This window comes from Sphingopyxis sp. EU05-FHT14B03, assembly GCF_058790875.1.
Map to the genome: position 1 here is coordinate 542,497 of NZ_JBYTDC010000003.1, position 23,003 is coordinate 565,499.

Consider the following 23,003-nt stretch of genomic DNA (forward strand, 5'->3'; position numbering starts at 1 on the left):
GACAAAGCCGCCTGCCAAGCGATTCTTCGGGCTTTTCTCTTGCCTATGCAAATCATTCGCATTAGCGGCCCTTGCAAACAGGAGCCGAGAATGAATCGCAAATTTGCCGTCGCCATGCTGGCTTGCACCATGCTGTCGTCCCCCGCCATCGCACAGGACGACACCGCGACCGACAAGGGGACCGGTGAAGACACGATCGTCGTCACGGCGGCGCGCACCATCTTGCCGCCGAACGCCCTGCCGCTGACCATCGACATCATCGGCAAGGACACGCTCGACCAGCAGATCGCGATATCGGGATCGATCACCGACGCGGTGTCGAGCCTGACCCCCAGTTTCTCGCCCACGCGCCAGAAGCTCTCGGGCGCGGGCGAGACGCTGCGCGGCCGCTCGCCGCTCTATGCGATCAACGGCATCCCGCAGTCGACCCCGATGCGCGACGGCAGCCGCGACGGCTTCACCATCGACGGCTTCTTCATCGACCGCGTCGAGCTGATCTATGGGTCGAACGCGCTGCAAGGGGTCGGCGGCACCGGCGGTATCGTCAACCAGGTCACCGTCGGCGCGCCGAGAACCGAGGGTCTCGGTGGTCGCTTCCTGCTGCAGGGCACGGCCGACGATGGCTTCAGCAAGGACGGGCTGGGCGGCAAGGTCGCGGGCCTCGTCCAGTATAAGGCCGGGCGCTTCGATGCGACCGTCGGCGCCGCATTCGAAAGGCGCGGGGCCTTTTACGACGGCGACGGCCGCCGTATCGGTATCAACCTGACGCAAGGCGAGACGCAGGATTCGCAAACGCTCTCGCTGTTCGCGCGCCTCGGCTACGAACTTTCGTCCACGGCGCGTCTTGACCTGACCGCCAGTCGTTTCGAGCTCAAGGGCGACGGCGACTATGTCGCGCTCGCCGGCAACCGCCTGACCGGCGTGCCGACCAGCGCGGTGCGCGGCACCCCGCCGGGCGAAGCGGCGCAGAACCGCACCGAAAGCGTCGCGCTGTCGCTGACCGATACCGACCTTGGCGGCGGCAATTTCGTCAGCCAGATCTTCTTCAACCGCAGCCGCGACACCTTCGGCGGCGAGGTGAATACACAGGCGACCTTCCAGGACCCCGCGCTCGCCCCCGTCGGCACGCTGTTCGACCAGTCGCAGAACCGCAGCCGCAAACTGGGCGCCAAGCTCAGTTATGAACGTGCGGTCCCGGGCTTCGAGGACCTGACCGTCACGGTCGGTTTCGACGCGCTCGTCGACAAGACCGAGCAGGCGCTGATCGCCACGGGCCGCGTCTGGGTACCGCCGAGCGATTTCCGCAGCCTCGCGCCCTTCGGCCAGGCGAACCTCAAATTGTTCGACGGTCTCGTCCGCCTCGCGGGCGGGGTGCGCTGGGAAAATGTGAAGATCGAAATCGACGATTATCACACACTCGCCTCGACCACCTTCGTCGCCTGCTCGGCGACCGTCACCACCAACTGCGGCACCGCAACCTATGGCGGCGTCGACGTCGCGGGCGGCAAGCCCAAGTTCCAGGACCTGCTGATCAACGGCGGCCTGATCGTCGAGCCATGGGCGGGCATCCGCGCCTATGCGAGCTACGCCGAAGGCTTCACCGTGCCCGACATCGGTCGCATCACCCGCGCGGTGAACCGCACCGGGGTCGACCTCGACAGCTTCCTCGACATCTCGCCGATCGTGTCGAACAACCGCGAGATCGGCATCGAGTTGAAGCGCGGCCCGCTCGATGCCAGCGCGACCTATTTCTGGTCGTCGAGCGACAAGGGCCAGCTGCTCATCGCGCGGCCCGACCGCATCTTCGACGTCCAGCGCCAACGCGTCGAAATCGAGGGGCTCGAACTCAACCTGCGCGTCGCGATGCCGATCGACGGGCTGAAGCTTGGCGTCGGCTATGCGCATCTGCAGGGCCGGTATGACAGCGACAGCGCGAACCCCGATGGGATCGTCGACACCGACCTCGATGGCACCAACATCTCGCCCGACCGCCTGAACCTCAACGCGAGCTACAACAAGGGGCCTCTCTCGGCGCTGGTGCAGACGCAATTCTTCCTGTCCAAGAGCTTCCACGGCAAGGCGAACCCCGACCAGCGCAACAATTTCGGCGGCTACAACCTCACCGATGCCAGCATCCGTTACCAGACCGGCTTTGGCGGACTCAGCCTGAGCGTCCAGAACCTGTTCGACAAATTCTACATCGACTATTCGAGCGACACGCGGCTGCCGACCGACAATCTCGCCTTCTTTGCGGGACGCGGGCGAACCTTCGCGCTTGGCTGGGACTATCGCTTCTAACATGATGGCGCTGCTCGACACCCTCCATCGCTGGGCCGGGGGCCTGCTCGGCCTCGTCCTCGCGCTGCTCGGGCTGTCGGGCACGATCCTGCTCTATGAGCATCTGTGGATCGGGCTGCCGGGCACCGGCGACGCGCTGCGCGGCGACCTGCCCACGGTCGCCGCGACGACCGAGCGACTGATGGCGATGCCCGGCGCACAGGGCATCATCTATGCCGACGAGCGCTTCGGGCTCCACCAGCTCCGCCTCGGCAAGGAGGCGGGCGCCTATGCCAGCCAGTCGGGCGAGGTCGTCACACGCTGGGCGAGCCAGTGGGAGCGACCCGAACTGTGGATCTTTGATTTCCATCATCATCTGTTCGCGGGCGACAGCGGCGAATGGGTGATCGGCATCGCCGGGCTGGCCGGCCTGTTCTTCGTGATTTCAGGCGTCGTCCTGTGGTGGCGGACGCGAAAGACCTTCAGGCTGCGGCTGTGGCCGAAGCGGATGAGCCGCCCCGCGATCGTGATGCAGCATCGCGACCTGGGCGTGGTCGTGGCGCCGCTGTTGCTGATCTCGGTCGTCACCGGCACGATGATGATCTTCCGTCCCTTCGCGATGGTGATGATCGCCCCCTTCGGATCGCCGGCCGAGGCCGCCAGGGCGATCGAGCCGCCGAAATACAGCGGCGGCCCGCTCGCCGCGAAGCCCGATTACGCCGCGATGCTGACCGAAGCGCGGCGGCGCTTTCCCGATGCCGAGTTCCGCATCCTGTCGCTGCCGCGCAAGCCCGGCGACGCGATCATGCTGCGGATGCGCCAGCAGGCCGAATGGTTGCCCAACGGCCGTTCGACATTGTGGTTCGACGCCGCGACGGGCGAAGTGCTCGGCGCGCGCGATGCGCTGGCGATGCCCGGCGGCGCGCGGGCGTTCAACATGGCCTTCCCGATCCATGCGTCGAAGGTCGGCGGCTGGAGTTGGCGGATATTGATGACGCTCTCCGGCCTCGCGATGACGATGCTCGGCAGCTTCGCGGTGTGGAGCTTCTGGTTCAGGCGTCCGAAGCCTGTAAAACGGACGGCGAAGAAAGCCGCGCTGGCGTCCACTTAACTCGTCGCCCCCGCGAAGGCGGGGGTCGCTGGAAATGTTGCGCAAGGCCGATAGCGGCCCCCGCCTTCGCGGGGGCGACGGTTCTCGACGCGCCGCTTTCCTATTTTACCCGCCGCCCTATATCCTGCCCAGTCCCATGACCCGCGCCCGCGTCCTCCTGCTTACCGCCGCCCTCGGCCCGCTCGACTACCGGGTGCCCTATGGCATGGAGGCCGAACTCGGCAGCGTCGTCGTCGCGCCGCTCGGACCACGCAAGCTCGGCGGGGTGATGTGGGAAGACCAAAGTTTCGGATCGCCGGAAGCCGTCGGCGACAACCGGTTGCGTAACCTGTTCGAGGTCGTGCCGGTGCCGCCAATCCAGGCGCCGCTCCGCCGTCTCGTCGAATGGACGAGCGACTATTACCTCGCGCCGCCGGGGTCGGTGCTGCGCATGGTGCTGCCCGGGGTCGCCTTCGCCGATGCACGGCGCCCGATCATCGAATATCGCGCGACGGGTGAGCTGCCCAAGCGGATGACGCCGCAGCGGACGGTCGCGCTCGACATGATCGGACGCTCACAAGGAACGGTGCGCGAACTCGCTGCGCTTGCCGAGGTCAGCGAGGCGGTGGTGCGCGGGCTGGTGAACACCGGCGCGCTCGAGGCGGTCGCGGTTTCGGCCGACGCGCCTTATCCCGCTCCCGATCCGGCCTTCGCGCCGCCCGACCTATCGGACGAACAGACCGCGGCGGCGGCGCGGCTGATCGCGGCGGTGGCAGCCGAAAAATTCGAGACCCTGCTGCTCGACGGGGTCACCGGGTCGGGCAAGACCGAAGTCTATATGGAGGCGATCGCCGCCGCGATCGACGCGGGCAAGCAGGCGCTGGTGCTACTCCCCGAAATCGCGCTGACCGAGCCGATGTTGACGCGCTTTGCGGCGCGCTTCGGCTGCGAGCCGGTTGGGTGGCATTCAGGCCTCCGCTCGGCCGAGCGCCGCCGCGCCTGGCATGCCATCGCGAACGGTGACGCGCGCATCGTCATCGGCGCGCGCTCGGCACTGTTCCTGCCCTATGCACGGCTCGGCGTGATCGTCGTCGACGAAGCGCATGAAACAAGCTTCAAGCAGGAAGACGGCGTCCATTATCACGCGCGCGATGTCGCGGTGATGCGCGGGCATTTCGAAGGGCTGCCGGTGGTCCTCGCGAGTGCGACCCCCGCGCTCGAAAGCCTCGCGATGGTCGAGGCGGGGCGCTACCGCCATATCCAGCTGCCCGCGCGCTTCGGCGGCGCCACTTTGCCCGATCTCGCGGCGATCGACATGCGGCAGGACCCGCCCGACCGCGGTACCTGGCTCGCGCCGCCGCTGGTCAACGCGCTCGCCGACCGGCTTGCCAAGGGCGAGCAGAGCCTGCTCTTTTTAAACCGCCGCGGCTTTGCCCCGCTGACCTTGTGCCGCACCTGCGGCCACCGCATCCAGTGCCCGAACTGCACCGCGTGGATGGTCGAGCACCGGCTGGTCCACCGGCTCGCCTGCCACCATTGCGGCCATGTCATGCCGCCGCCGCGGCTGTGCCCCGAATGCGAGGATGAGGACAGCCTCGTCGCCTGCGGACCCGGCGTCGAACGCGTCGCTGACGAGGTGCGCCTGCGTTTCCCTGAGGCACGCGTCGCGATCGTCACCAGCGATACGCTCTGGTCGCCCGCGAAAGCCGCAGAATTCGTCGACAATGTGGAGGGCGGGCTGGTCGACATCATCATCGGGACGCAACTCGTCACCAAGGGCTATCATTTCCCCAACCTCACCCTCGTCGGCGTGGTCGACGCCGACCTCGGGCTCGACGGCGGCGACCTGCGCGCGTCCGAACGCACCTTCCAGCAGATCGCGCAGGTCGCGGGGCGCGCCGGGCGCGGCGTGAAGCCCGGCGAAGTGCTGATCCAGACGCGTGTGCCCGACGCGCCGGTGATGGCGGCGCTGGTCGCGAACGACCGCGACGGTTTCTATGCCGCCGAGGCCGCGGCGCGAAAGCACGCCGGCGCCCCGCCCTATGGCCGCTTCGCCGCGCTGGTGATTTCGTCGGAGGATATCGAAGTCGCGCGCGGCGTCGCGCAGCGGCTGGGGCAGAAAGCCCCGGTCGCCGAGGGTCTTGCCGTCTATGGCCCCGCCCCGGCCCCGCTCGCGATGCTGCGCGGACGCCACCGTTTCCGCCTGTTGCTCCACGCGCCGCGCAGCTTCGACCTGCAAGGCACAATCCGCGAGTGGGTCGGCCAGATCGACTGGCCGTCGAAGGCGCGGCTGGCGATCGACATCGACCCCTATAGTTTCGTTTGACGGGTCAGGGCTTTACAGCCCGCCGCCTGCTTGGCAGCATGGCCGGGCAGAGGGGTGTGCCGGGGGATGAGACATGCATAAGGGGGCAATGGCGGCGCTGGCGCTGATCGCGGCGCTGGCGGCGACGGGCGCACAGGCCAAATGGCTGCGCGCCGACACCGACAATTTCATCATCTACAGCGAGGGCAATGAGCGGTCGCTGCGCGATTTCGCGGAGAATCTGCAACGCTTCGATGCGACGCTGCGCTTTCGCTTCAAGGTGCCGGGGGGCAAGGAGCCGAACCGGCTGACCATCTACCTCCTGCCCCGTGCCGAGGATGCCGGGCGACTGATGTCGGGCAAGCGCGGTTCGTCGATCGCCGGTTTTTACAGCCCCGACCCCGAAGGCAGCTTTGCCGTGTCGCATCGCGAGGATCTGGGCGGCGGCCTGGGCACCCCGCAATCGCAGCAGACCCTGTTTCACGAATATGGCCATCATTTCATGAAACGCTATGTCCATGCGGCCTTCCCCGCGTGGTTCATCGAGGGCTTCGCCGAATATTATTCGACCGTCGATTTCAACCGCGAGGGCAAGGCCGAAATCGGCCGGCCAGCCTATGGCCGCGCCTATGGCCTGCTCGAAATGCCGAAGATACCGGCCGAGAAACTGCTGTTCGTCCAGCCCGGCGCGATGCGCAATTCGGGCCAGGTCGACGTCTATTACGGACGCTCGTGGATCCTGACGCACATGCTCTACAACGACGCGTCGCGCGCCGGGCAGCTCACCAAATATATCGAAGCGATCAATCGCGGCGAGGAGGCGAAGAAGGCGGCGGTCGAGGCGTTCGGCGATCTCGCGCAGCTCGACAAGGATCTCAATCGCTACACCCTGCGCCCGCTCACCTATCGCACCTCGCTCGAACCGATCGCTATCCCCGGCAATATCGCGATCACGCCGCTGGTGGCGGCCGAAGATGCGCTGATCGATCTGCGGCTCGAACGGATGAGCGCGAGCCGCGACAAGGAACGCCTTGCCAGGGTGCGCGACCAGTTGCGGGGGCTGACCGCACTGCACCCCGGCCATGCCAATGCCTGGTTCGAGCTGGCGATGGCCGAATGGGAGATCGATGAGGAAGAGCGCGATCTGGCCGCCGTGCGGGCGGCGACCGACAAGGCGCTGGCGCTCGACGCCGATCATGTCCGCGCCAATGTCCTGCTCGGCCGGCTGCTGGCGCTCGACATGGACAAGAAGAATGATTTCACCGCCGCCGCCTGGCGCGAGGTGCGCAAGCCGATCGCGCATGCCAATCGCACCAATCCCGACGACCCGGTACCGCTCTACGCCTATTTCCGAAGCTTCGTCGATCAGGGCGTAATGCCGCCCGACATCGCCATCCAGGGGCTTGCGCAGGCCTTTTCGCTGGCGCCCGAGGATATCCAGCTGCGCATGGAATATGCCTTTTCTCTCGCCAACAAGGGCGATTTCGAACCGGCCATCAAGCTGGCAAAGTCGGTCGCCTTCGACCCACACGGCGGCGGCGGCGAGGACTTACTGAACCAGCTCGAAGCGATGCGCGATCGCCGCGCCGGTGGATCCGGCGCGGCGGCCGAGGAGGCAGCGTCGCCCGAAGCGACGGATCAGCCGCGTCAATAATCGGGTTCGGCGCCGCCCAATACCTGCTGCGCCTGCGCGGTGAGCCACGCCATCGCCGCCGCCCATGGCTGGTGCCCATGGCTGATCCGCGCGACGCCGAGGCCGGCGAGGTCCGTGTGCGTCGGACCGCCCTTGCCGCGCAGGATGTTCACCGGCAGCGGCGAAGCGTCGCAGATCGCGCCGATGCATTTCGGATCGAGCAGGAAGGGCACGAACAGCGATCCCGCGCCGGCATCGGCATAAGCGCGCGCGCGTTCGAGCGTTGCGGCGACCAGCGCATCGCCATCCTGCGCGACATCGGCGCCGCGAAAGGTGTCGCAGCGCGCGTTGACGAAAATGCCGGTGTCGGCGGCAGCGCGGTAGCGCGCGGTGGCCTCCGCGATCGGTAGCAGGGCGGTCTCGCCGGGCAACCGGTCCTCCATGTTGATCCCCGCCGCGCCAGCTTCGCGCGCGCGAGCGACCGAGACGCCGACTGCCGCGGGGTCGGCGCCATAGCCCGATTCCATGTCGATCGTGACCGGCAGGTCGGTGACCGACAGGATGCGCGCCAGATTTTCGAACACATCTTCGAGCGGGAAATCCTCGCCATCGGCGCGGCCCTGCGCCCCCGCGACGCCGTAACTGCCCGTCGCGATCGCCTTGGCGCCCGCCGCGGCGACCGCCTTCGCGCTCCCCGCGTCCCAGATGTTGACGAGGATCAGCGGGTCGCCGGGGATGTGGAGCGCCTTGAAAGCCGCAATCTTGTCAGACATCAGAAACTCTCCCGCTTGAGCAATTCTTCCTTGATCGGCAGGCCATAGGCATAGCCGCCGAGCGTTCCGTCGCTGCGTAGCACACGGTGGCATGGAATGAGCACCGCGACATTATTCGCACCATTGGCGCTGCCCGCCGCGCGCACCGCCTTCGGCTTGCCGACCGCCGCCGCGATGTCGGCATAGCTGCGCGTCTCGCCCGCCGGAATCGTCCTGAGCTCGCGCCACACCGCTTCCTGGAACGCGGTGCCCTTCACGTCGAGCGGGATATGATCGAAGCCGTTCACCGGCGCCTCGACCGCGTCGATGACCTGTTTGAGCAGCGCGGCGAAATCGCTGCCGCCTTCGATCAGCTTGGCGGCGGGGAAACGCTCCTCGAGCGCTTCGCGCCCTTCGGCGAAGCTCAACCGGCACACACCCTTCTCAGTCGCCGCGACGAGCATCTCGCCGAGGCTGGTCGGCACCACCGCCCAGTGGATCGTCGCGCCCTTGCCGCCGTTGACCCAAGCCGACGCCGTCATGCCCATGCGTCCCTCCATATTGTCATAGAAACGCGACGGCCCCGAAAAGCCCGCATCGTAGATCGCGTCGGTCACCCGGGCGCCCTCGCTGAGCGCCTGCCGCGCGCGTTCCTCGCGCAGCGCGCGCGCGTAAGCGGCGGGCGACAGGCCGGTGTGGCGGGTGAAGACGCGCTGGAAATGGGTCGGCGAATAGCCGGTGCGCGCGGCGAGATCGGCGAGTGCGAGCGGCTCCTCGCTGCCCTTGATCGCGGCGATCGCCTTGATCACCGCACCCTCGTCACGCGCGACGTCGTCGGGCAGGCAACGCTTGCACGGGCGCAGGCCGGTCGCCCTCGCCGCGGCGCCATCGGCGAAGAAGCGGACGTTCTGGCGCAGGGGATGGCGCGCGGCGCAGCTCGGGCGGCAATAGATGCCGGTGGTGAGCACCCCGGTGATGAAGCGGCCGTCATAGGCCTTGTCGCGCGCCTGCACCGCGTCCCAGCGCTCGTCATCGGTCATGGTGGAGAAGGCCATGGTCAGTTCCTCTCGATCCGCGCGGCGAAGCAGCCGTGCGCGGCATTATGCGCGTCGATATAGGCGATGGCATCGCCCGCCAACAGGTCGCGGATCGCCGCGTCGGCCTCGCCCGGTCCCGCGAGCCGCGCGTCCTGCAGCATGCCGCCAGCGTCGAAGGCGCGGAGCGCGAGCGGACGGCCTTCGAATACCGGCGGCGTGGTATCGACGTAAGTCGCCGCTTCGACGCCGGGCCGCACATAGATGGCATAAGCGCTGCGGTACGGCGTCGCGACATCGTGGCTGACATGGTGGAGCAGGATCAGCCCCTCGCCAGCGCGCGCATCCTGCAGGCTGATGCGGCACGGGAAGCCGCGGTCGGCGCCCGCGGTGACGCGGCGGGCGCCGTGCACCGCCAGTTCGGCATCGTCCATCGCGAAATAGGGCACGAAGGGATCGGGGCTGAGCCCGGTGATCTGATAGGTCATGGGGGTCCTTTCACTGCGTTGAAACCCCTATGCCCGCGTGCCGCGAAGCCTGCGTCCCGATGCTTGCGTTCAAACATCGCAGCGGGCGTCGGATGAGTGGAGGGGGTAGTTTTGGGGCGGATTTCTGCCGCCGTTGCCCCCTCCTCCGTCATCCCGGACTTGACCCGGGACCCGCCTTTTCTTCAAGATCAGGCAGGCCCCGGGTCAAGCCGGGGGTGACGGTTGTGGAACAGGCGAACATCGCCTTTCCAACAAAACCCACCATTTTCGCCCATGGACCGTATTGCTGTATTATAGCATTGACACACTGACATCGATCCACCACTCTCCCTGCCGAAACAGGGGAGTCGGCAGCATGGCGACCATCGACGCATCCTTCGCATCCACCAAACCGGCGCGCGGCGCCGACTGGCTCGGCCGCGCCGCGACCTTCTGCTACCTGACGATCGCGGCGGGACAGATGCTGTTCGTTGCCTTCATCCTGCTCTTCTATTATCCGGCGACGCTGTCCGGCGATTTCGCGGCCTGGAACAGCAAGCCGCTGATCATGGGGTTCGTCGCGGGCGACACCGCGGGCAACCTCTTCTTCGCGGTCCATGTGCTGATGGCGGCGCTGATCACCTTTGGCGGGCTGGTCCAGCTGGTGCCCGCGATCCGCAGCCGCTGGCCGGTCCTTCATCGCTGGAACGGGCGCCTCTATCTGGTGAGCGCGCTGACGCTCGCGCTCGGCGGGCTGTGGATGACATGGGGGCGCGGCACCTGGCTGACGCTGACCGGCGGCATCGGCATCACGCTCGACGCGCTGCTCATCCTCGGCTTTGCCGCGATGGCATGGCGCAGCGCCCGCGCCCGCCGCTTCGTCGACCATCGGCGCTGGGCGATCCGGCTGTTCGTCGTCGCGAGCGCGGTGTGGTTCATGCGTGTCGGCTATATGGTGTGGGGCATCGCGACCGGCGGCGCGGGGATCGGCAAGGCGATGGACGGCCCGTTCGACATCTTCCTCGCCTTCGCCAATTCGCTGCTGCCGCTCGCCGTCGCCGAACTCTATCTGCGTGCCGGGGCGCATGGGACAATGGCCGCGAAAAAGGGCGTTGCCGCGCTGCTGACCGTGAGCGGCGTCATCATCCTTGCCGGCAGCGCCGGCGCGTGGATGGTGATGTGGGGGCCATATATCTAGCCCCGCTTGCCTTCCCGCCCCACCCGATTAGGTTGCGCGGCATGACCCGCCTCTTTGCGCTGCTGCTCGCCCTTCTGTCCCTCACCCTGCCCGCGCGCGCCGACGACATCAGCGCCACGTCGCGGAGCGTCGTGCGCGTCGTCACCGTCGCGATGGTCGACGGCGAGGTCGTCGGCTTCGGCCATGGCAGCGGCATCGCCATCTCTCCCACCCGCATCGTCACCAACGCGCATGTCGTCGAATCGGCGGCGCGCTACCCCGACAATGTCGCCCTGGGCGTCGTCCCGTCGGAAGGACAAAAAAGCTATGCGGCGAAGCTGATCGCAATCGACACCAAGCGCGACCTCGCGCTGATCGAGATCACCGAGGGGCGCGTCCCCGCCGCCGCCATCTATTCGGGGCCGTTCGAATCGGGCGCCGATGTGGTTGCCTTGGGATATCCGGGCAATGTCGACGCGGCGACGGCGCAGGGCGCCGGCGATTATATCACCCCGCGCACCCCGGTGCGCAGCGAGGGCAATCTGTCGAACACCCAGGGCGTCGACGGGGTCGCGATGCTCGTCCACACCGCCAAGATCGCGCGCGGCAATTCGGGCGGGCCGCTGCTCGACCAGTGCGGCCGCATCGTCGGCATCAACAATGCAATGACGCGCGCCGACGACGGCGATTCGCCTTTTTCCTTCGCGATCGCCAACCGCGAACTGACGCGGTTCCTGACCGACGCGAGCCAGAGCTTCGGCAGCATCGGCACCCCGTGCCTGTCGCTCGCCGAGGCCGATGCGCGCGACCGCGCCGCGCTTGATGCCGACGCGCGCGCCAAGGCCGAGGCGAATGCGGCGAAGAATGAAGCGGCAGCGCTCGACCGCCAGCTGCGCGAAACGCGCGCCGACGAGGAGGCCCAGGCATCGCGCGAGAATCGCATGGCGCTCGCCGGCGTGCTGTTCGTGATCGGCGCGCTGTCGGCGGGGGCGGCGCTGATGTTCCACGGCCAGAAGAATGTCCGCAACGCCAAGATGGCCGGCGCTGCGGGCGGGGTGCTGGTGCTCGCCGCCGCGATCCTGTTCGCGACGCGCCCCGACGCGCATGGCGAGCTGCCGTCCGATCCGAAGGCGGCCGACGGCGCGGCCGCCCCCGCCGCGCTCGCCGAGGGCAATCTACTCTGCACGATCCGCCCCGACCGCAGCCGCATCACCATGTCCGAAACCCCCGACGTTCCCGTCGCGATCGGCACCTCGGGCTGCGTCAACGGCCGCACCCAATATGCGCAGGGCAGCGACGGCCGCTGGCAGCGCATCCTGGTCCCCAATGAGGAGCCGACGGTAACGATCGCGTCGATCGACGGCGCCGGGACCGACTATCGCGTCGACCGCTATTTTCTTGATGCCGAGACGATGGCGAAGGCACGCGAGGTGCGTGCGGGGGTCGAGATCAAGGGCTGCAGCGTCGCGCCAGACCAGCTCGCGGCGCTCGCCACGCAGCAGGATGCGATCCGTTCGGTGCTGCCCGCGAGCCCGAACGAGCGGCTGGTCTATTCGTGCCAGAAGCTGGCGAAGGGCGCGGTGGTCAACCCGGCGCCTTGAGCCGCCAGCCAGCGCCGGGGTCGATCCACAGATATTGGCTCATCAACTCGCCAGCGAACTCGCCATCGACGGTGCCGACCTCCTGCTGCATCGGGTCGTCGGCGCGAGCATATTCATAAGCGCAGGTCTTGCGCTTCCACAGGGTCGCGACGAGCGCATCGCGATACAGGAGGATGAGCCGTTTGTCGTTCACCGGCGCATGCGGCGCCCGGCTGCTAACGATGCGGAAGCCCGCCATATAAGCGTCGTCGACCACGCCGCAGAGCGCATCGCCCTCGCGGGTCAGCCGGAAGCGCGCCTCGGCCGCGAGCGTCGGCGCATTGGCGAGCGCGGTCAGTTGCCGCACCGCGACGCCACCGTCGGCGCGCGTGTCGAACCAAGTCATCAAGCGGCAGGTGCGCGCGGCCGGATCGGGATCGTGGCACTGAATCTTTCCGGCGCGCGCCGGGGCGAGCGGATCGGCAACCGGCTTCCACGCCGGATCGAGCCCGAAATCGGCACCCGCGAGCAGCATCAAGGCAAAAGCGAACGCCATCGTCACCTCCCGAAAGGGCGATCATCGCGCGAACTGGTAACGATCGGGTTAGCCGCGGGTCAGCGCAGCGTATCGACCCAGCCGGTCAGGATCGCCTGGGCCGGTGCGCCATAGGCAAGCTCGTGCCCCGCGCCGGCAACGAGCGCGACGGTCGCATCGGGCCGCGCCGCGCGCAGCCAGGCAAGGTTGTCGGGCTTGACCAAAGTGTCGGCGTCGCCGTGCATCAGGAAGACCGGCGCCTTCACGCGCGGCAGCTTCGCGGCATTGTCGAAGCGGTCGCGCACCAGCCAGCCGGGGATGAAGGCGAACTGGCTGCGCACCACGGCGGGCAGGTCCGAAAATCCCGATACGAGCATCAGCGCCGCGACATCGTGGCGCAGCGCCATCTCGGTCGCCGGCCCCGACCCGATCGAATTGCCGACGACGACGATGTCGCGCGGCGCCACGCCCGCGTCGACGAGCCAGCGCATCGCCGCCTCGCCGTCGCGATACAGCCCATCCTCGCCCGGCGACCCCGGATTGCCGCCATAGCCGCGATATTCAGCGAGCAGCAGTCCCGCCCCCTTCGTCGCCGGCCCGCGCATCGCCTGAATCGCGCCGGACAGATTGTCGCCATTGCCGTGGAAAAAGAGGATCGTGCGCTGCCCCGGCGCGGCGGGACGATAAAAAGCCGACAGGCGCAGGCCATCGTCGGTTCGCGTGTGGACGAGGCGAAAGCCCGCAGGCGCCGCCTGTGGATAGTGGGCGGGCGCGGGAAAGAGCAGCCGACGCTGCTGCGTATAAAGGATCGCCGTCGCCGCGAGCGCGAAGACGAGAAAAAAGAGCAGCAGGTTGATCGCGAGCTTCACCCCGACGCGCTGTCCAGCGCCAGCGCGGTGCGGATTCGCGCCGCAGCCTCGCCCGGTGCGACCACGCCGGTGTCGATCACGATCGCGGGCGCGGGCAGCGGCGGATAATCGAACGCACCCGCCGCATCCAGTTCGCGCAGCAGCGCCAGCGACGACAATTTGCCGCACGCCTGCCGCGCCGGCGCCTCGACGCGCGCCGCGATCACCTCGGGCGCGCAGTCGAGCGCGACGAAATCGACCTGCCCGCCCGCGGCCTCGACCAGCGCGACCGCCCGCTGCGGAAAGTCGGGCGCGACGCTCGCCTCGGGGTGGAAGGTGAAGATCAGCGAGCGATCCTCGGCCGCAGCGGCGGCGAAGACGTCGAGCCACATCCGCTCGCGCAGTTCGACGAATCCGGGACTGCCGAACGGAAACACCGCGAGCAGCGCATCGACGACGAGGTGGTTGTGGAACAGCGGCAGCCCGGTCAGCGCGGCAAGTTCACGCGCCACGGTCAGCTTGCCGCTCGCTGCGGGGCCGTGGAGGAAGACGAGCCTCACCCCCCGCATGCCTTGAACAGCATCAGCGTGCGTTCGCGCGCCTGCTCGCTGCTCGGTTCGTGATAATCCTTGCGGCGGTCGCTGTTGAAGCCGTGGTTGGCGTCATAGACGAAGATCTGCGCGGTCGGATGGTTCTTGGCGATCAGCGCCTCGACCCCTTCCATCGGAATGCCCGCGTCGAAGCGGCCGAAATGGGCGATGGTGGCGCAAGTGGGCGCCTGGTCGGCGAATTGGGTCGGGACGAGGCTGCCATAATAGGCAGATGCGGCGGCGAGGTCGGGGCTGGTCTGCGCCATCCGCCAGGCGACCGAGCCGCCGTAGCAAAAACCGGTGATGAAGACGGGACCCTTGCCCTTCAACGCGTCGATGCAGGTTTGCGCGTCCTTCAGGCTCTGCTCGAACGGGTGCAGCTCGCGCGCCAGCTGCACCGCGCGTTCGAACTGCGCGCCCGAATAGTCGCTCTCGAACCCCGGATGCTCGCGGTCGAAGATTGCGGGCGCCAGCACCTCATACCCGTCGGCGGCATATTCGTCGCACAGTTCGCGGATATGGTCGGTGACCCCGAAGATTTCCTGGATGAGGACCAGCCCGCCGCGCCGCTCGCCTTCGGGCGAGGCGTGATAGACTGCGATCTTGGCGCCATCGTCCATCGTCATCCGGATCATCTCGCCCATGGACTCACTCCTCTTCCGTTCGTGCCGCGCTTGTCACAAGCCTGCTCTGTTGGCGGTGCTTTTGAAGAAAGATCGGCTCTTCGACAAGCTTGCGACCGGAGGGGCGGCGAGAGGGTCGCAATGAGTCCAACCCCCGCCTTGCATTGCAGCAAAATCGTTGCTAGGCGCGCCGCGACTTCGCTGCGGGGGTATTCTTCGAATATCCGCCAAAAGCCGCGCGACCCATCCCCCCACGGGATAGCAACAAAGGACTTTCACGCGTGGAGAATTCCGGCGGCATTCAGAGCAACATCACGGCGGGCCTCGCGGGCCGTTATGCGGTCGCTTTGTTCGATCTGGCCCGCGAATCGAACGCGATCGACGCGGTCGCGGGCGGCCTCGCGACGCTGCGCGCGGGCCTTGCCGAATCGGCCGACCTGTCGGACCTGATCGCCAGCCCGGTCGTCGGCCGCACCGATGCCGCCAATGCGATATCGGCGGTCGCCAAGGCGATGAAGCTCGATTCGCTGACGACAAAATTCCTCGGCGTGCTCGCCGACAATCGCCGTCTCGCCGATCTGCCCAAGATGATCGACGCCTATGACGCGATCGTCGCCGACCATCGCGGCGAAGTGACCGCCAAGGTCACCAGCGCGCATCCGCTTTCCGCCGATCAGCTCAAAGAGCTGACCGCGAACCTCAAAACCCGTGTCGGCCGCGATGTCGCCGTCGTCACGACCGTCGATCCCGCCATCCTTGGCGGCCTCGTCGTCCAGCTGGGCAGCCAGCTGATCGACGGCAGCATCCGTACCCGTCTCAATAGCTTCGCACAGGCGATGAAAGGCTAAACAATGGAAATCCGCGCCGCTGAAATCAGCAAGGTCATCAAGGACCAGATCGCCAATTTCGGCACCGATGCCACGGTCAGCGAAATCGGTCAGGTTCTGTCGGTCGGCGACGGCATCGCCCGCGTCCACGGCCTCGACAACGTCCAGGCCGGTGAAATGGTCGAATTCGCCAACGGCGTGCAGGGCATGGCGCTCAACCTCGAAGCCGATAACGTCGGCATCGTGATCTTCGGCTCGGACGCCGAGATCAAGGAAGGCGACACCGTCAAGCGCACCGGCACGATCGTCGACGTTCCCGTCGGCAAGGGCCTGCTCGGCCGCGTCGTCGATGGCCTCGGCAACCCGATCGACGGCAAGGGCCCGATCAAGGCCGAGAAGCGCATGCGCGTCGAAGTCAAGGCGCCGGGCATCATCCCGCGCACCTCGGTTCACGAACCCGTGCAGACCGGCCTGAAGGCGCTCGACGCGCTCGTCCCCGTCGGCCGCGGCCAGCGCGAACTGATCATCGGCGACCGCCAGACCGGCAAGACCGCCGTCGCGATCGACACCTTCATCAACCAGAAGGAAGCCAACGCGGGCGATGACGAGAGCAAGAAGCTCTATTGCATCTATGTCGCGATCGGCCAGAAGCGCTCGACCGTCGCGCAGATCGTCCGCCAGCTCGAAGAAAATGGCGCGATGGAATATTCGATCGTCGTCGCCGCGACCGCGTCGGAACCCGCTCCGCTGCAGTTCCTCGCGCCGTACACCGGCTGCACGATGGGCGAATATTTCCGCGACAACGGCATGCACGCCGTGATCGTCTATGACGATCTGTCGAAGCAGGCCGTCGCCTATCGCCAGATGTCGCTGCTGCTGCGCCGTCCGCCGGGCCGCGAAGCCTATCCGGGCGACGTTTTCTATCTCCACAGCCGCCTGCTCGAGCGTTCGGCCAAGATGAACGCCGACAATGGTTCGGGCTCGCTCACCGCGCTGCCGATCATCGAAACGCAGGCAGGCGACGTTTCGGCGTATATCCCGACCAACGTGATTTCGATCACCGACGGCCAAATCTTCCTCGAAACCAACCTGTTCAACGCCGGTATCCGTCCCGCGATCAACGTCGGTCTGTCGGTTTCGCGCGTCGGCTCGGCCGCGCAGACCAAGGCGATGAAGAAGGTGTCGGGCTCGATCAAGCTCGAGCTCGCGCAGTATCGCGAAATGGAAGCCTTCGCGCAGTTCGGGTCTGACCTCGACGCGTCGACGCAGAAGCTGCTCAACCGCGGCGCGCGCCTGACGCAGCTTTTGAAGCAGCCGCAGTTCCAGCCGATGCCGTTCGAAGAGCAGACCGCGTCGATCTTCGCCGGCACCAACGGCTATCTCGACAACGTCGCGACCACCGACGTCTCGCGTTACGAAGCGGCGATGATCGCCTATCTGCGCAGCGACCATGCCGGCGTGCTCAAGACGATCCGCGACACCAAGGACCTTGGCGACGATGCCAAGAAGGGCCTGGTTGCCGCGCTCGAAGCGTTCGCCAAGATTTTCGCTTAAAAGGTTTCCGTCCTCCCGGCTTTGGCCGGGGTGACGAAATATAGGGGCCTTCATGGCAAACCTGAAAGAACTCAAAGGGCGGATCAACTCGGTCAAATCGACCCAGAAGATCACCAAGGCCAAGAAAATGGTCGCGGCGGCCAAGCTGCGCAAGGCGCAGGCGGCCGCCGAAGCCGCGCGTCCCTATGCGACGCGCCTCGAAGGCGTCGTCGCCAGCCTGGCGTCGAAGGTTGGCGTGTCGGACAGCGCGCCCAAACTTCTCGCCGGCACGGGCAAGAGCGACACCCACCTGCTCGTCGTGCTCAACAGCGACCGCGGCCTCGCCGGCGCGTTCAACTCGAACATCGTCAAGGCGGCGCGCGACAAGGCGCTAGACCTGCAGGCACAGGGCAAGAAGGTCCTCTTCTACCTGATCGGCCGCAAGGGCCGTCCGGTGCTTAACCGCCTGTTCCCCGGCCAGGTCATCGAGAATTACGAAACCACCGGTATCCGCGACATCGGCTTCGATCAGGCGCACGAGATTTCGGCGAAGGTGATGGAGCTTTATGAAGCGGGTGCGTTCGATGTCGCGCATGTCTTCTATTCGAAGTTCCGCTCGGCCCTGCTTCAGGAAGCGACCGGCCAGCAGTTGATCCCCGTTCCCGCCCCGGTCGACGTCCCGGCATCGAGCGGCGCGGCGGTCGAATATGAACCCGACGAGGAAGCGATCCTCGCCGACCTGCTGCCGTGCAACATCACGATCCAGATCTTCAAGGGTCTGCTTGAAAACGCTGCGTCCGAACAGGGCGCGTCGATGACCGCGATGGACAATGCGACGCGCAACGCGGGCGACCTGATCAACAAGCTGACGATCATCTACAACCGCACGCGTCAGGCGGCGATCACCACCGAACTTATCGAAATCATCGCGGGCGCCGAAGCGCTCTAATCGATCAACCCAAGGAAGAAGACCATGGCTACCGCACCCGCTGAAAAGAAGGCTCCCGCCAAAAAGGCCGCCGCGCCCAAGGCTGCTGCGCCGAAGAAGGCGGCCGCTCCCAAGGCCGCGAGCACCGGCACCGCGACGGGCCGCATCGCCCAGGTCATCGGCGCCGTCGTCGACGTCCAGTTCACCGGTACCCTGCCCGCGATTCTGAACGCGCTCGAAACCGAGAACAACGGCAACCGCCTCGTCCTCGAAGTCGCGCAGCACCTCGGCGAAAACACCGTCCGCACCATCGCGATGGACGCAACCGACGGCCTGACCCGCGGCCAGCCCGTGACCGACACCGGCGCGCAGATCACCGTTCCCGTCGGCCCGCAGACGCTCGGCCGCATCCTCAACGTCATCGGCGAGCCGATCGACGAACGCGGCCCGGTCAACGCAGCCACGCGCGCGCCGATCCACGCCAAGGCCCCGGAATTCGTCGATCAGTCGACCGAAAGCAGCATCCTCGTCACCGGCATCAAGGTCATCGACCTGATCGCGCCTTATGCAAAGGGCGGCAAGATCGGCCTGTTCGGCGGCGCGGGCGTCGGCAAGACCGTGCTCATCCAGGAACTGATCAACAACATCGCCAAGGGCCATGGTGGTACGTCGGTGTTCGCGGGCGTCGGTGAACGCACGCGCGAAGGCAACGATCTGTACCACGAATTCCTCGACGCCGGCGTTATCGCCAAGGACGCCGACGGCAACCCGACCCCCGAAGGATCGAAGGTTGCGCTGGTGTTCGGCCAGATGAACGAACCCCCGGGCGCCCGCGCGCGCGTCGCGCTCTCGGGCCTGACGATCGCCGAATATTTCCGCGACCAGGAAGGCCAAGACGTGCTGTTCTTCGTCGACAACATCTTCCGCTTTACGCAGGCGGGTTCGGAAGTGTCGGCGCTGCTCGGCCGTATTCCGTCGGCCGTGGGTTACCAGCCGACGCTGTCGACCGACATGGGCGCGCTGCAGGAACGCATCACCTCGACCAACAAGGGCTCGATCACCTCGGTGCAGGCCATCTACGTTCCCGCGGATGACTTGACCGACCCTGCCCCGGCAACCTCGTTCGCTCACTTGGACGCGACGACGACGCTCAATCGCGCGATTTCGGAACTCGGCATCTATCCGGCGGTCGATCCGCTCGATTCGACCAGCCGCGTGCTGACCGCCGCGATCGTCGGCCAGGAGCATTACGAAACCGCTCGCCGCGTTCAGGAAACGCTGCAGAAGTACAAGTCGCTTCAGGACATCATCGCGATTCTCGGCATGGACGAGCTTTCGGAAGAAGATAAGCTGGTCGTCGCACGCGCGCGCAAGATCCAGCGCTTCCTGTCGCAGCCGTTCCACGTCGCCGAAGTCTTCACCAACATCCCCGGCAAGTTCGTGGCGATCGAAGACACGGTGAAGTCGTTCAAGGCGGTGGTCGATGGCGAATATGACCATCTGCCCGAAGCAGCCTTCTACATGGTCGGCGGCATCGACGAAGCGGTCGCCAAGGCCGCGAAGCTCGCCGAAGACGCGTAAGGAACCTATACCCCTCCCCCAAGCGGGAGGGGTCTAAGGAAGTAAAATGGCTCTGAAGTTCGAACTCGTAACCCCCGCCCGCCTCGAGCGGACCGCCGATGTCTATATGGTCACCGTACCGGGCAGCGAAGGCGACTTTTCGGTGCTCGAAGGCCATGCGCCCTTCATGGCGACGCTGCGCAACGGCCCGCTGACCATCTACACGACACAGGGCGCTGCGCCCGAGACGATCGAAGTCGAAGGCGGTTTTGCCGAGGTCAATGAAGCCGGGCTGACCGTCCTCGCCGAGCACGTCACCGCCGGCTGACCCGCCGCGGACAGTGCCGGGATCAACGACGCCCGCATCCTCCCGGATGCGGGCGTCGTCGTGTCCGGGGCCGCCGATGCCACCCCGGCATTAGGAGAATGTCAAAGTTTCCGATCTATTCACCGTGTCGATTGGGGGTTCGCACGCTTCGGCCGCGACACACCGCATGGACATGATTCGGAAGCAGGACAAAGCAATGAGTGCATTCGGACGCCGACCCGGTACCGCAGGACGCCCCGCCTTTGGCGTGGCGAAGCCGATGCAGGGCGGACCCGGTTCCTCGGGCGGCGGCCAGTTTCCCGCGCTCGACGCCGTTCCCCTGCCCGAATCGGCCCCGTCTTCGCTCAGCCCCGAAATGGAGGCGATGGACCGGCTGAACCAACGTTCGAGCGCCGAGGCGATGGAGCCCGAAAAAGCGCAGGGTTTCGAAGCGAGCGTCCACAAGATCAAGGAACAGGTGCTGCCGCGCCTGCTCGAACGCGTCGATCCCGAGGCCGCGGCGACGCTGTCGAAGGACGAGCTGACCGAGGAATTCCGTCCGATCATCCTCGAGGTGCTCGCCGAACTGCGGATCACGCTCAACCGCCGCGAACAGTTCGCGCTTGAAAAGGTTCTCGTCGACGAATTGCTCGGTTTCGGGCCGCTCGAGGAATTGCTGTCCGACCCCGACATTTCGGACATCATGGTCAACGGCCCGTACCAGACCTACATCGAAAAAAAGGGGCAACTGATGATCGCCCCGATCCAGTTTCGCGACGAACAGCATCTGTTCCAGATCGCGCAGCGCATCTGCAACATGGTCGGCCGCCGCGTCGACCAGACCACGCCGCTCGCCGACGCCCGCCTGAAGGACGGCAGCCGCGTCAACGTGATCGTCCCCCCGCTCAGTCTGCGCGGCACCGCGATCTCGATTCGTAAATTCTCGGCCAAGCCAATCACGCTCGACATGCTGTGCCAATGGGGCGCGATGAGCCAGAAGATGTGCACCGCGCTGAAGATCGCGGGCGCGAGCCGCTTCAACATCGTCATCTCGGGCGGCACGGGTTCGGGCAAGACGACGATGCTCAACGCCTTGTCCAAGATGATCGACCCCGGCGAGCGCGTGCTGACCATCGAGGATGCCGCAGAACTTCGCCTGCAACAGCCGCATTGGCTGCCGCTCGAAACGCGTCCCGCCAACCTCGAGGGCAATGGCGCGATCCATATGGGCGACCTCGTCAAGAACGCGCTGCGTATGCGCCCCGACCGCATCATCATGGGTGAGGTCCGCGGCGCCGAATGTTTCGACCTTCTCGCCGCGATGAACACCGGTCACGACGGGTCGATGTGTACGCTCCACAGCAACAGCCCGCGCGAGTGCCTGGGCCGTATGGAGAATATGGTGCTGATGGGCGACGTGAAGATTCCGAAGGAAGCGATTTCCAAGCAGATCGCCGATTCGGTCGACATGGTGATCCAGATCAAGCGCCTGCGCGACGGGTCGCGCCGCGTCACCAACGTCACCGAGGTGATCGGCATGGAAGGCGACGTCATCGTCACCCAGGAATTGTTCAAGTTCGAATATCTCGACGAGGACAAGGACGGCAAGATCATCGGCGAATATCGCGCGATGGGCCTGCGCCCCTACACGCTGGAAAAGGCGCGCCAGTATGGCTTCGACCAGCCCTATCTGGAAGCCTGCCTCTAGGGCAGTTCGCGGAGCCGTTTCCCGGCGAGTGCGGGAAACACCTTGCCGACCTTGCCGATCAGATAGTCGCCATAGCTGCCGCCCGCCGCATGGACATCGGCGCCGTCCCAGCGCGGCAACAGCCGCGTTGTCGCGGGAACCGGCAGCGGGTCGACCGAAGCTGCGAAATCGGGGTCGTAGAAAAGCGGCCACGACAGCCGTTCCCGCCCCGATGCGTTTATCACCCGATGCGGCGCGGACCGAAAGCGCCCGCGCGTCAGCCGTTCGAACATATCGCCGATATTAACGACAAGGGCATGGCCGCGCGGCGGCACTGCGATCCACGACCCGTCCGCCGCGCGCACCTCCAGTCCACCATGCGCGTCCTGCCCGAGCAGGGTCAGCAAGCCGTAATCGCTATGCTCGCCGACGCCCAGAGCGTCAGCTTCGCCGCCCGGCGGATAGTGAAAGATACGGAAGAGCAAGGTCGGTCGGCGCGTCAGTTCGTTTGCGAAATGATCGGCGGAAAGCCCCAGCGCGAGCGCCATGCCGCGCATCAGCGCCTCGGCCGCGGCGACCGATGCCGCCAGATACTCTTCCACCGCAGGGCGCAATTCGGGTAGGCGTGTCGGCCACAGATTGGCGCCGTGCAGCGGCCAGCCAGCCGCAACGCGCGGATCGCCTTCGCCGAGTTCCTCGCCCAGATACAGTCCCTCCTTGCGGTCGGGCCGTCCCGAGGTCAGTTCGCCGCCGAGCGGGAACCAGCCGCGCCAGGCGGTGCCGCCATGGTTCATGGCGATGGTCGCCTTCTCCGCCTCGGGCAGCGCGAAAAAACGGTGGCTTACGGCCTCCAGCCGGTCGAACAGCGCATCGGCGATGCCATGGCCCTCGGCGTAGAAAAAACCATAGTCGGCGCTCGCCGCGCCGATCGCGGCGGCGGTGCGTTCGACCGCGGCGGCATCGTCCATCGCCCGCAGCGGGGCGATGTCGATCGCGGGCAGCGCGGTCATCGCTGGATCAGCCAGAAGGCAAAGGCGAACAGCGCGACGCACGCCGAGACGAGCGCGATGCCGCGCCAGGGCATGAAGCCGACCTTATCGACATCGCGGCGGTCGTTGCGCCGCCACCCGGCGAATTCGGCGACGCCGAACAGCAGCGCCGCGCCGATGCTCACCGACAGCATGGACACTTGCATCTGACGCCTTCCCTTCGCACTATGACCATCCCCCCAACAGGGTCGGCAGAACCGG

At 66.5% G+C, this 23,003-nt stretch carries 21 protein-coding genes; 12 read left to right on the plus strand and 9 right to left on the minus strand.

Annotated features, from left to right (window positions below):
* The first annotated feature begins 90 nt into the window (after nt 1–90).
* The 4 genes from AC3WS4_RS19200 (at nt 91) to AC3WS4_RS19215 (ending at nt 7,326) form a co-directional block, all read left to right on the plus strand.
* Nucleotides 91–2,298, plus strand: a complete 2,208-nt coding sequence (locus AC3WS4_RS19200; protein ID WP_492737441.1) for a TonB-dependent receptor — start codon at nt 91–93, stop codon at nt 2,296–2,298.
* A 4-nt stretch (nt 2,299–2,302) separates the two neighbouring features.
* Nucleotides 2,303–3,388 carry a PepSY-associated TM helix domain-containing protein gene (locus AC3WS4_RS19205; protein ID WP_492738074.1) on the plus strand — a complete coding sequence of 362 codons (1,086 nt, stop codon included), beginning with the start codon at nt 2,303–2,305 and terminating at the stop codon, nt 3,386–3,388.
* Between the two features lie 136 nt (nt 3,389–3,524).
* Nucleotides 3,525–5,693 carry a primosomal protein N' gene (locus AC3WS4_RS19210; protein WP_492737443.1) on the plus strand — a complete coding sequence of 723 codons (2,169 nt, stop codon included), beginning with the start codon at nt 3,525–3,527 and terminating at the stop codon, nt 5,691–5,693.
* A gap of 73 nt (nt 5,694–5,766) precedes the next feature.
* Nucleotides 5,767–7,326 (plus strand): hypothetical protein, encoded by a 1,560-nt coding sequence (locus AC3WS4_RS19215; RefSeq protein WP_492737445.1) that lies wholly within the window; start codon nt 5,767–5,769, stop codon nt 7,324–7,326.
* Here AC3WS4_RS19215 and AC3WS4_RS19220 read toward each other — a convergent pair.
* Genes AC3WS4_RS19220 through AC3WS4_RS19230 form a run of 3 tightly spaced genes read right to left on the minus strand, consistent with a single transcriptional unit; the run spans nt 7,320 to nt 9,579 of the window.
* Entirely contained in the window at nt 7,320–8,078 is a 759-nt protein-coding gene (locus AC3WS4_RS19220) for an isocitrate lyase/PEP mutase family protein (protein WP_492737447.1), read from the minus strand. The genes AC3WS4_RS19215 and AC3WS4_RS19220 overlap by 7 nt on opposite strands.
* Nucleotides 8,078–9,112: a bifunctional DNA-binding transcriptional regulator/O6-methylguanine-DNA methyltransferase Ada gene (ada, locus tag AC3WS4_RS19225; RefSeq protein WP_492737449.1), complete on the minus strand. Its 1,035-nt coding sequence runs from the start codon at nt 9,110–9,112 to the stop codon at nt 8,078–8,080. The genes AC3WS4_RS19220 and ada overlap by 1 nt, the downstream gene beginning before the upstream one ends.
* A gap of 2 nt (nt 9,113–9,114) precedes the next feature.
* Nucleotides 9,115–9,579, minus strand: a complete 465-nt coding sequence (locus AC3WS4_RS19230; RefSeq protein ID WP_492737451.1) for a DUF1203 domain-containing protein — start codon at nt 9,577–9,579, stop codon at nt 9,115–9,117.
* A 355-nt stretch (nt 9,580–9,934) separates the two neighbouring features.
* On the opposite strand from AC3WS4_RS19230, the gene AC3WS4_RS19235 reads away from it, so the two are divergent.
* Both AC3WS4_RS19235 and AC3WS4_RS19240 read left to right on the plus strand, forming a co-directional pair.
* A complete protein-coding gene (locus AC3WS4_RS19235) occupies nt 9,935–10,756 on the plus strand; it encodes a DUF2306 domain-containing protein (RefSeq protein ID WP_492737453.1) in 822 nt (273 codons plus the stop codon).
* 41 nt (nt 10,757–10,797) lie between these two features.
* Nucleotides 10,798–12,336 carry a S1C family serine protease gene (locus AC3WS4_RS19240; protein WP_056345290.1) on the plus strand — a complete coding sequence of 513 codons (1,539 nt, stop codon included), beginning with the start codon at nt 10,798–10,800 and terminating at the stop codon, nt 12,334–12,336.
* Here AC3WS4_RS19240 and AC3WS4_RS19245 read toward each other — a convergent pair.
* From AC3WS4_RS19245 to AC3WS4_RS19260, 4 genes are read right to left on the minus strand one after another with little or no spacing between them, the layout of a single operon-like run.
* Entirely contained in the window at nt 12,320–12,871 is a 552-nt protein-coding gene (locus AC3WS4_RS19245; RefSeq protein WP_156377601.1) for a hypothetical protein, read from the minus strand. The two genes, AC3WS4_RS19240 and AC3WS4_RS19245, sit on opposite strands and share 17 nt — an antisense overlap.
* 59 nt (nt 12,872–12,930) lie before the next feature.
* Nucleotides 12,931–13,719, minus strand: coding sequence for an alpha/beta hydrolase (locus tag AC3WS4_RS19250; RefSeq protein WP_492737455.1), 789 nt, complete (start codon nt 13,717–13,719; stop codon nt 12,931–12,933).
* Nucleotides 13,716–14,258, minus strand: coding sequence for a P-loop nucleotide/nucleoside kinase family protein (locus AC3WS4_RS19255; RefSeq protein ID WP_492737457.1), 543 nt, complete (start codon nt 14,256–14,258; stop codon nt 13,716–13,718). The genes AC3WS4_RS19250 and AC3WS4_RS19255 overlap by 4 nt, the downstream gene beginning before the upstream one ends.
* A complete protein-coding gene (locus AC3WS4_RS19260) occupies nt 14,255–14,932 on the minus strand; it encodes a dienelactone hydrolase family protein (protein WP_492737459.1) in 678 nt (225 codons plus the stop codon). The genes AC3WS4_RS19255 and AC3WS4_RS19260 overlap by 4 nt, the downstream gene beginning before the upstream one ends.
* Before the next feature lie 260 nt (nt 14,933–15,192).
* Here AC3WS4_RS19260 and AC3WS4_RS19265 point away from each other — a divergent pair, with 260 nt between their 5' ends.
* The 6 genes from AC3WS4_RS19265 (at nt 15,193) to AC3WS4_RS19290 (ending at nt 21,774) form a co-directional block, all read left to right on the plus strand.
* Nucleotides 15,193–15,759 carry a F0F1 ATP synthase subunit delta gene (locus AC3WS4_RS19265; RefSeq protein ID WP_492737461.1) on the plus strand — a complete coding sequence of 189 codons (567 nt, stop codon included), beginning with the start codon at nt 15,193–15,195 and terminating at the stop codon, nt 15,757–15,759.
* Nucleotides 15,760–15,762: 3 nt separating this feature from the next.
* Nucleotides 15,763–17,292, plus strand: a complete 1,530-nt coding sequence (atpA, locus tag AC3WS4_RS19270) for a F0F1 ATP synthase subunit alpha (protein WP_056345276.1) — start codon at nt 15,763–15,765, stop codon at nt 17,290–17,292.
* Between the two features lie 52 nt (nt 17,293–17,344).
* Nucleotides 17,345–18,220, plus strand: a complete 876-nt coding sequence (locus AC3WS4_RS19275) for a F0F1 ATP synthase subunit gamma (protein ID WP_492737463.1) — start codon at nt 17,345–17,347, stop codon at nt 18,218–18,220.
* A 24-nt stretch (nt 18,221–18,244) separates the two neighbouring features.
* A complete protein-coding gene (gene atpD / locus AC3WS4_RS19280) occupies nt 18,245–19,780 on the plus strand; it encodes a F0F1 ATP synthase subunit beta (RefSeq protein ID WP_235535600.1) in 1,536 nt (511 codons plus the stop codon).
* A gap of 46 nt (nt 19,781–19,826) precedes the next feature.
* Nucleotides 19,827–20,087: an ATP synthase F1 subunit epsilon gene (locus AC3WS4_RS19285; RefSeq protein ID WP_056345270.1), complete on the plus strand. Its 261-nt coding sequence runs from the start codon at nt 19,827–19,829 to the stop codon at nt 20,085–20,087.
* 196 nt (nt 20,088–20,283) lie between these two features.
* Complete coding sequence (locus AC3WS4_RS19290; protein ID WP_056345267.1) at nt 20,284–21,774, plus strand: TadA family conjugal transfer-associated ATPase; 1,491 nt, start codon at nt 20,284–20,286, stop codon at nt 21,772–21,774.
* On the opposite strand, the gene AC3WS4_RS19295 is transcribed toward AC3WS4_RS19290, so the two are convergent.
* A complete protein-coding gene (locus AC3WS4_RS19295; protein ID WP_492737466.1) occupies nt 21,771–22,763 on the minus strand; it encodes an isopenicillin N synthase family dioxygenase in 993 nt (330 codons plus the stop codon). The genes AC3WS4_RS19290 and AC3WS4_RS19295 overlap by 4 nt on opposite strands.
* Nucleotides 22,760–22,948, minus strand: coding sequence for a hypothetical protein (locus AC3WS4_RS19300; RefSeq protein WP_492737468.1), 189 nt, complete (start codon nt 22,946–22,948; stop codon nt 22,760–22,762). The genes AC3WS4_RS19295 and AC3WS4_RS19300 overlap by 4 nt, the downstream gene beginning before the upstream one ends.
* Nucleotides 22,949–23,003 lie beyond the last annotated feature (55 nt).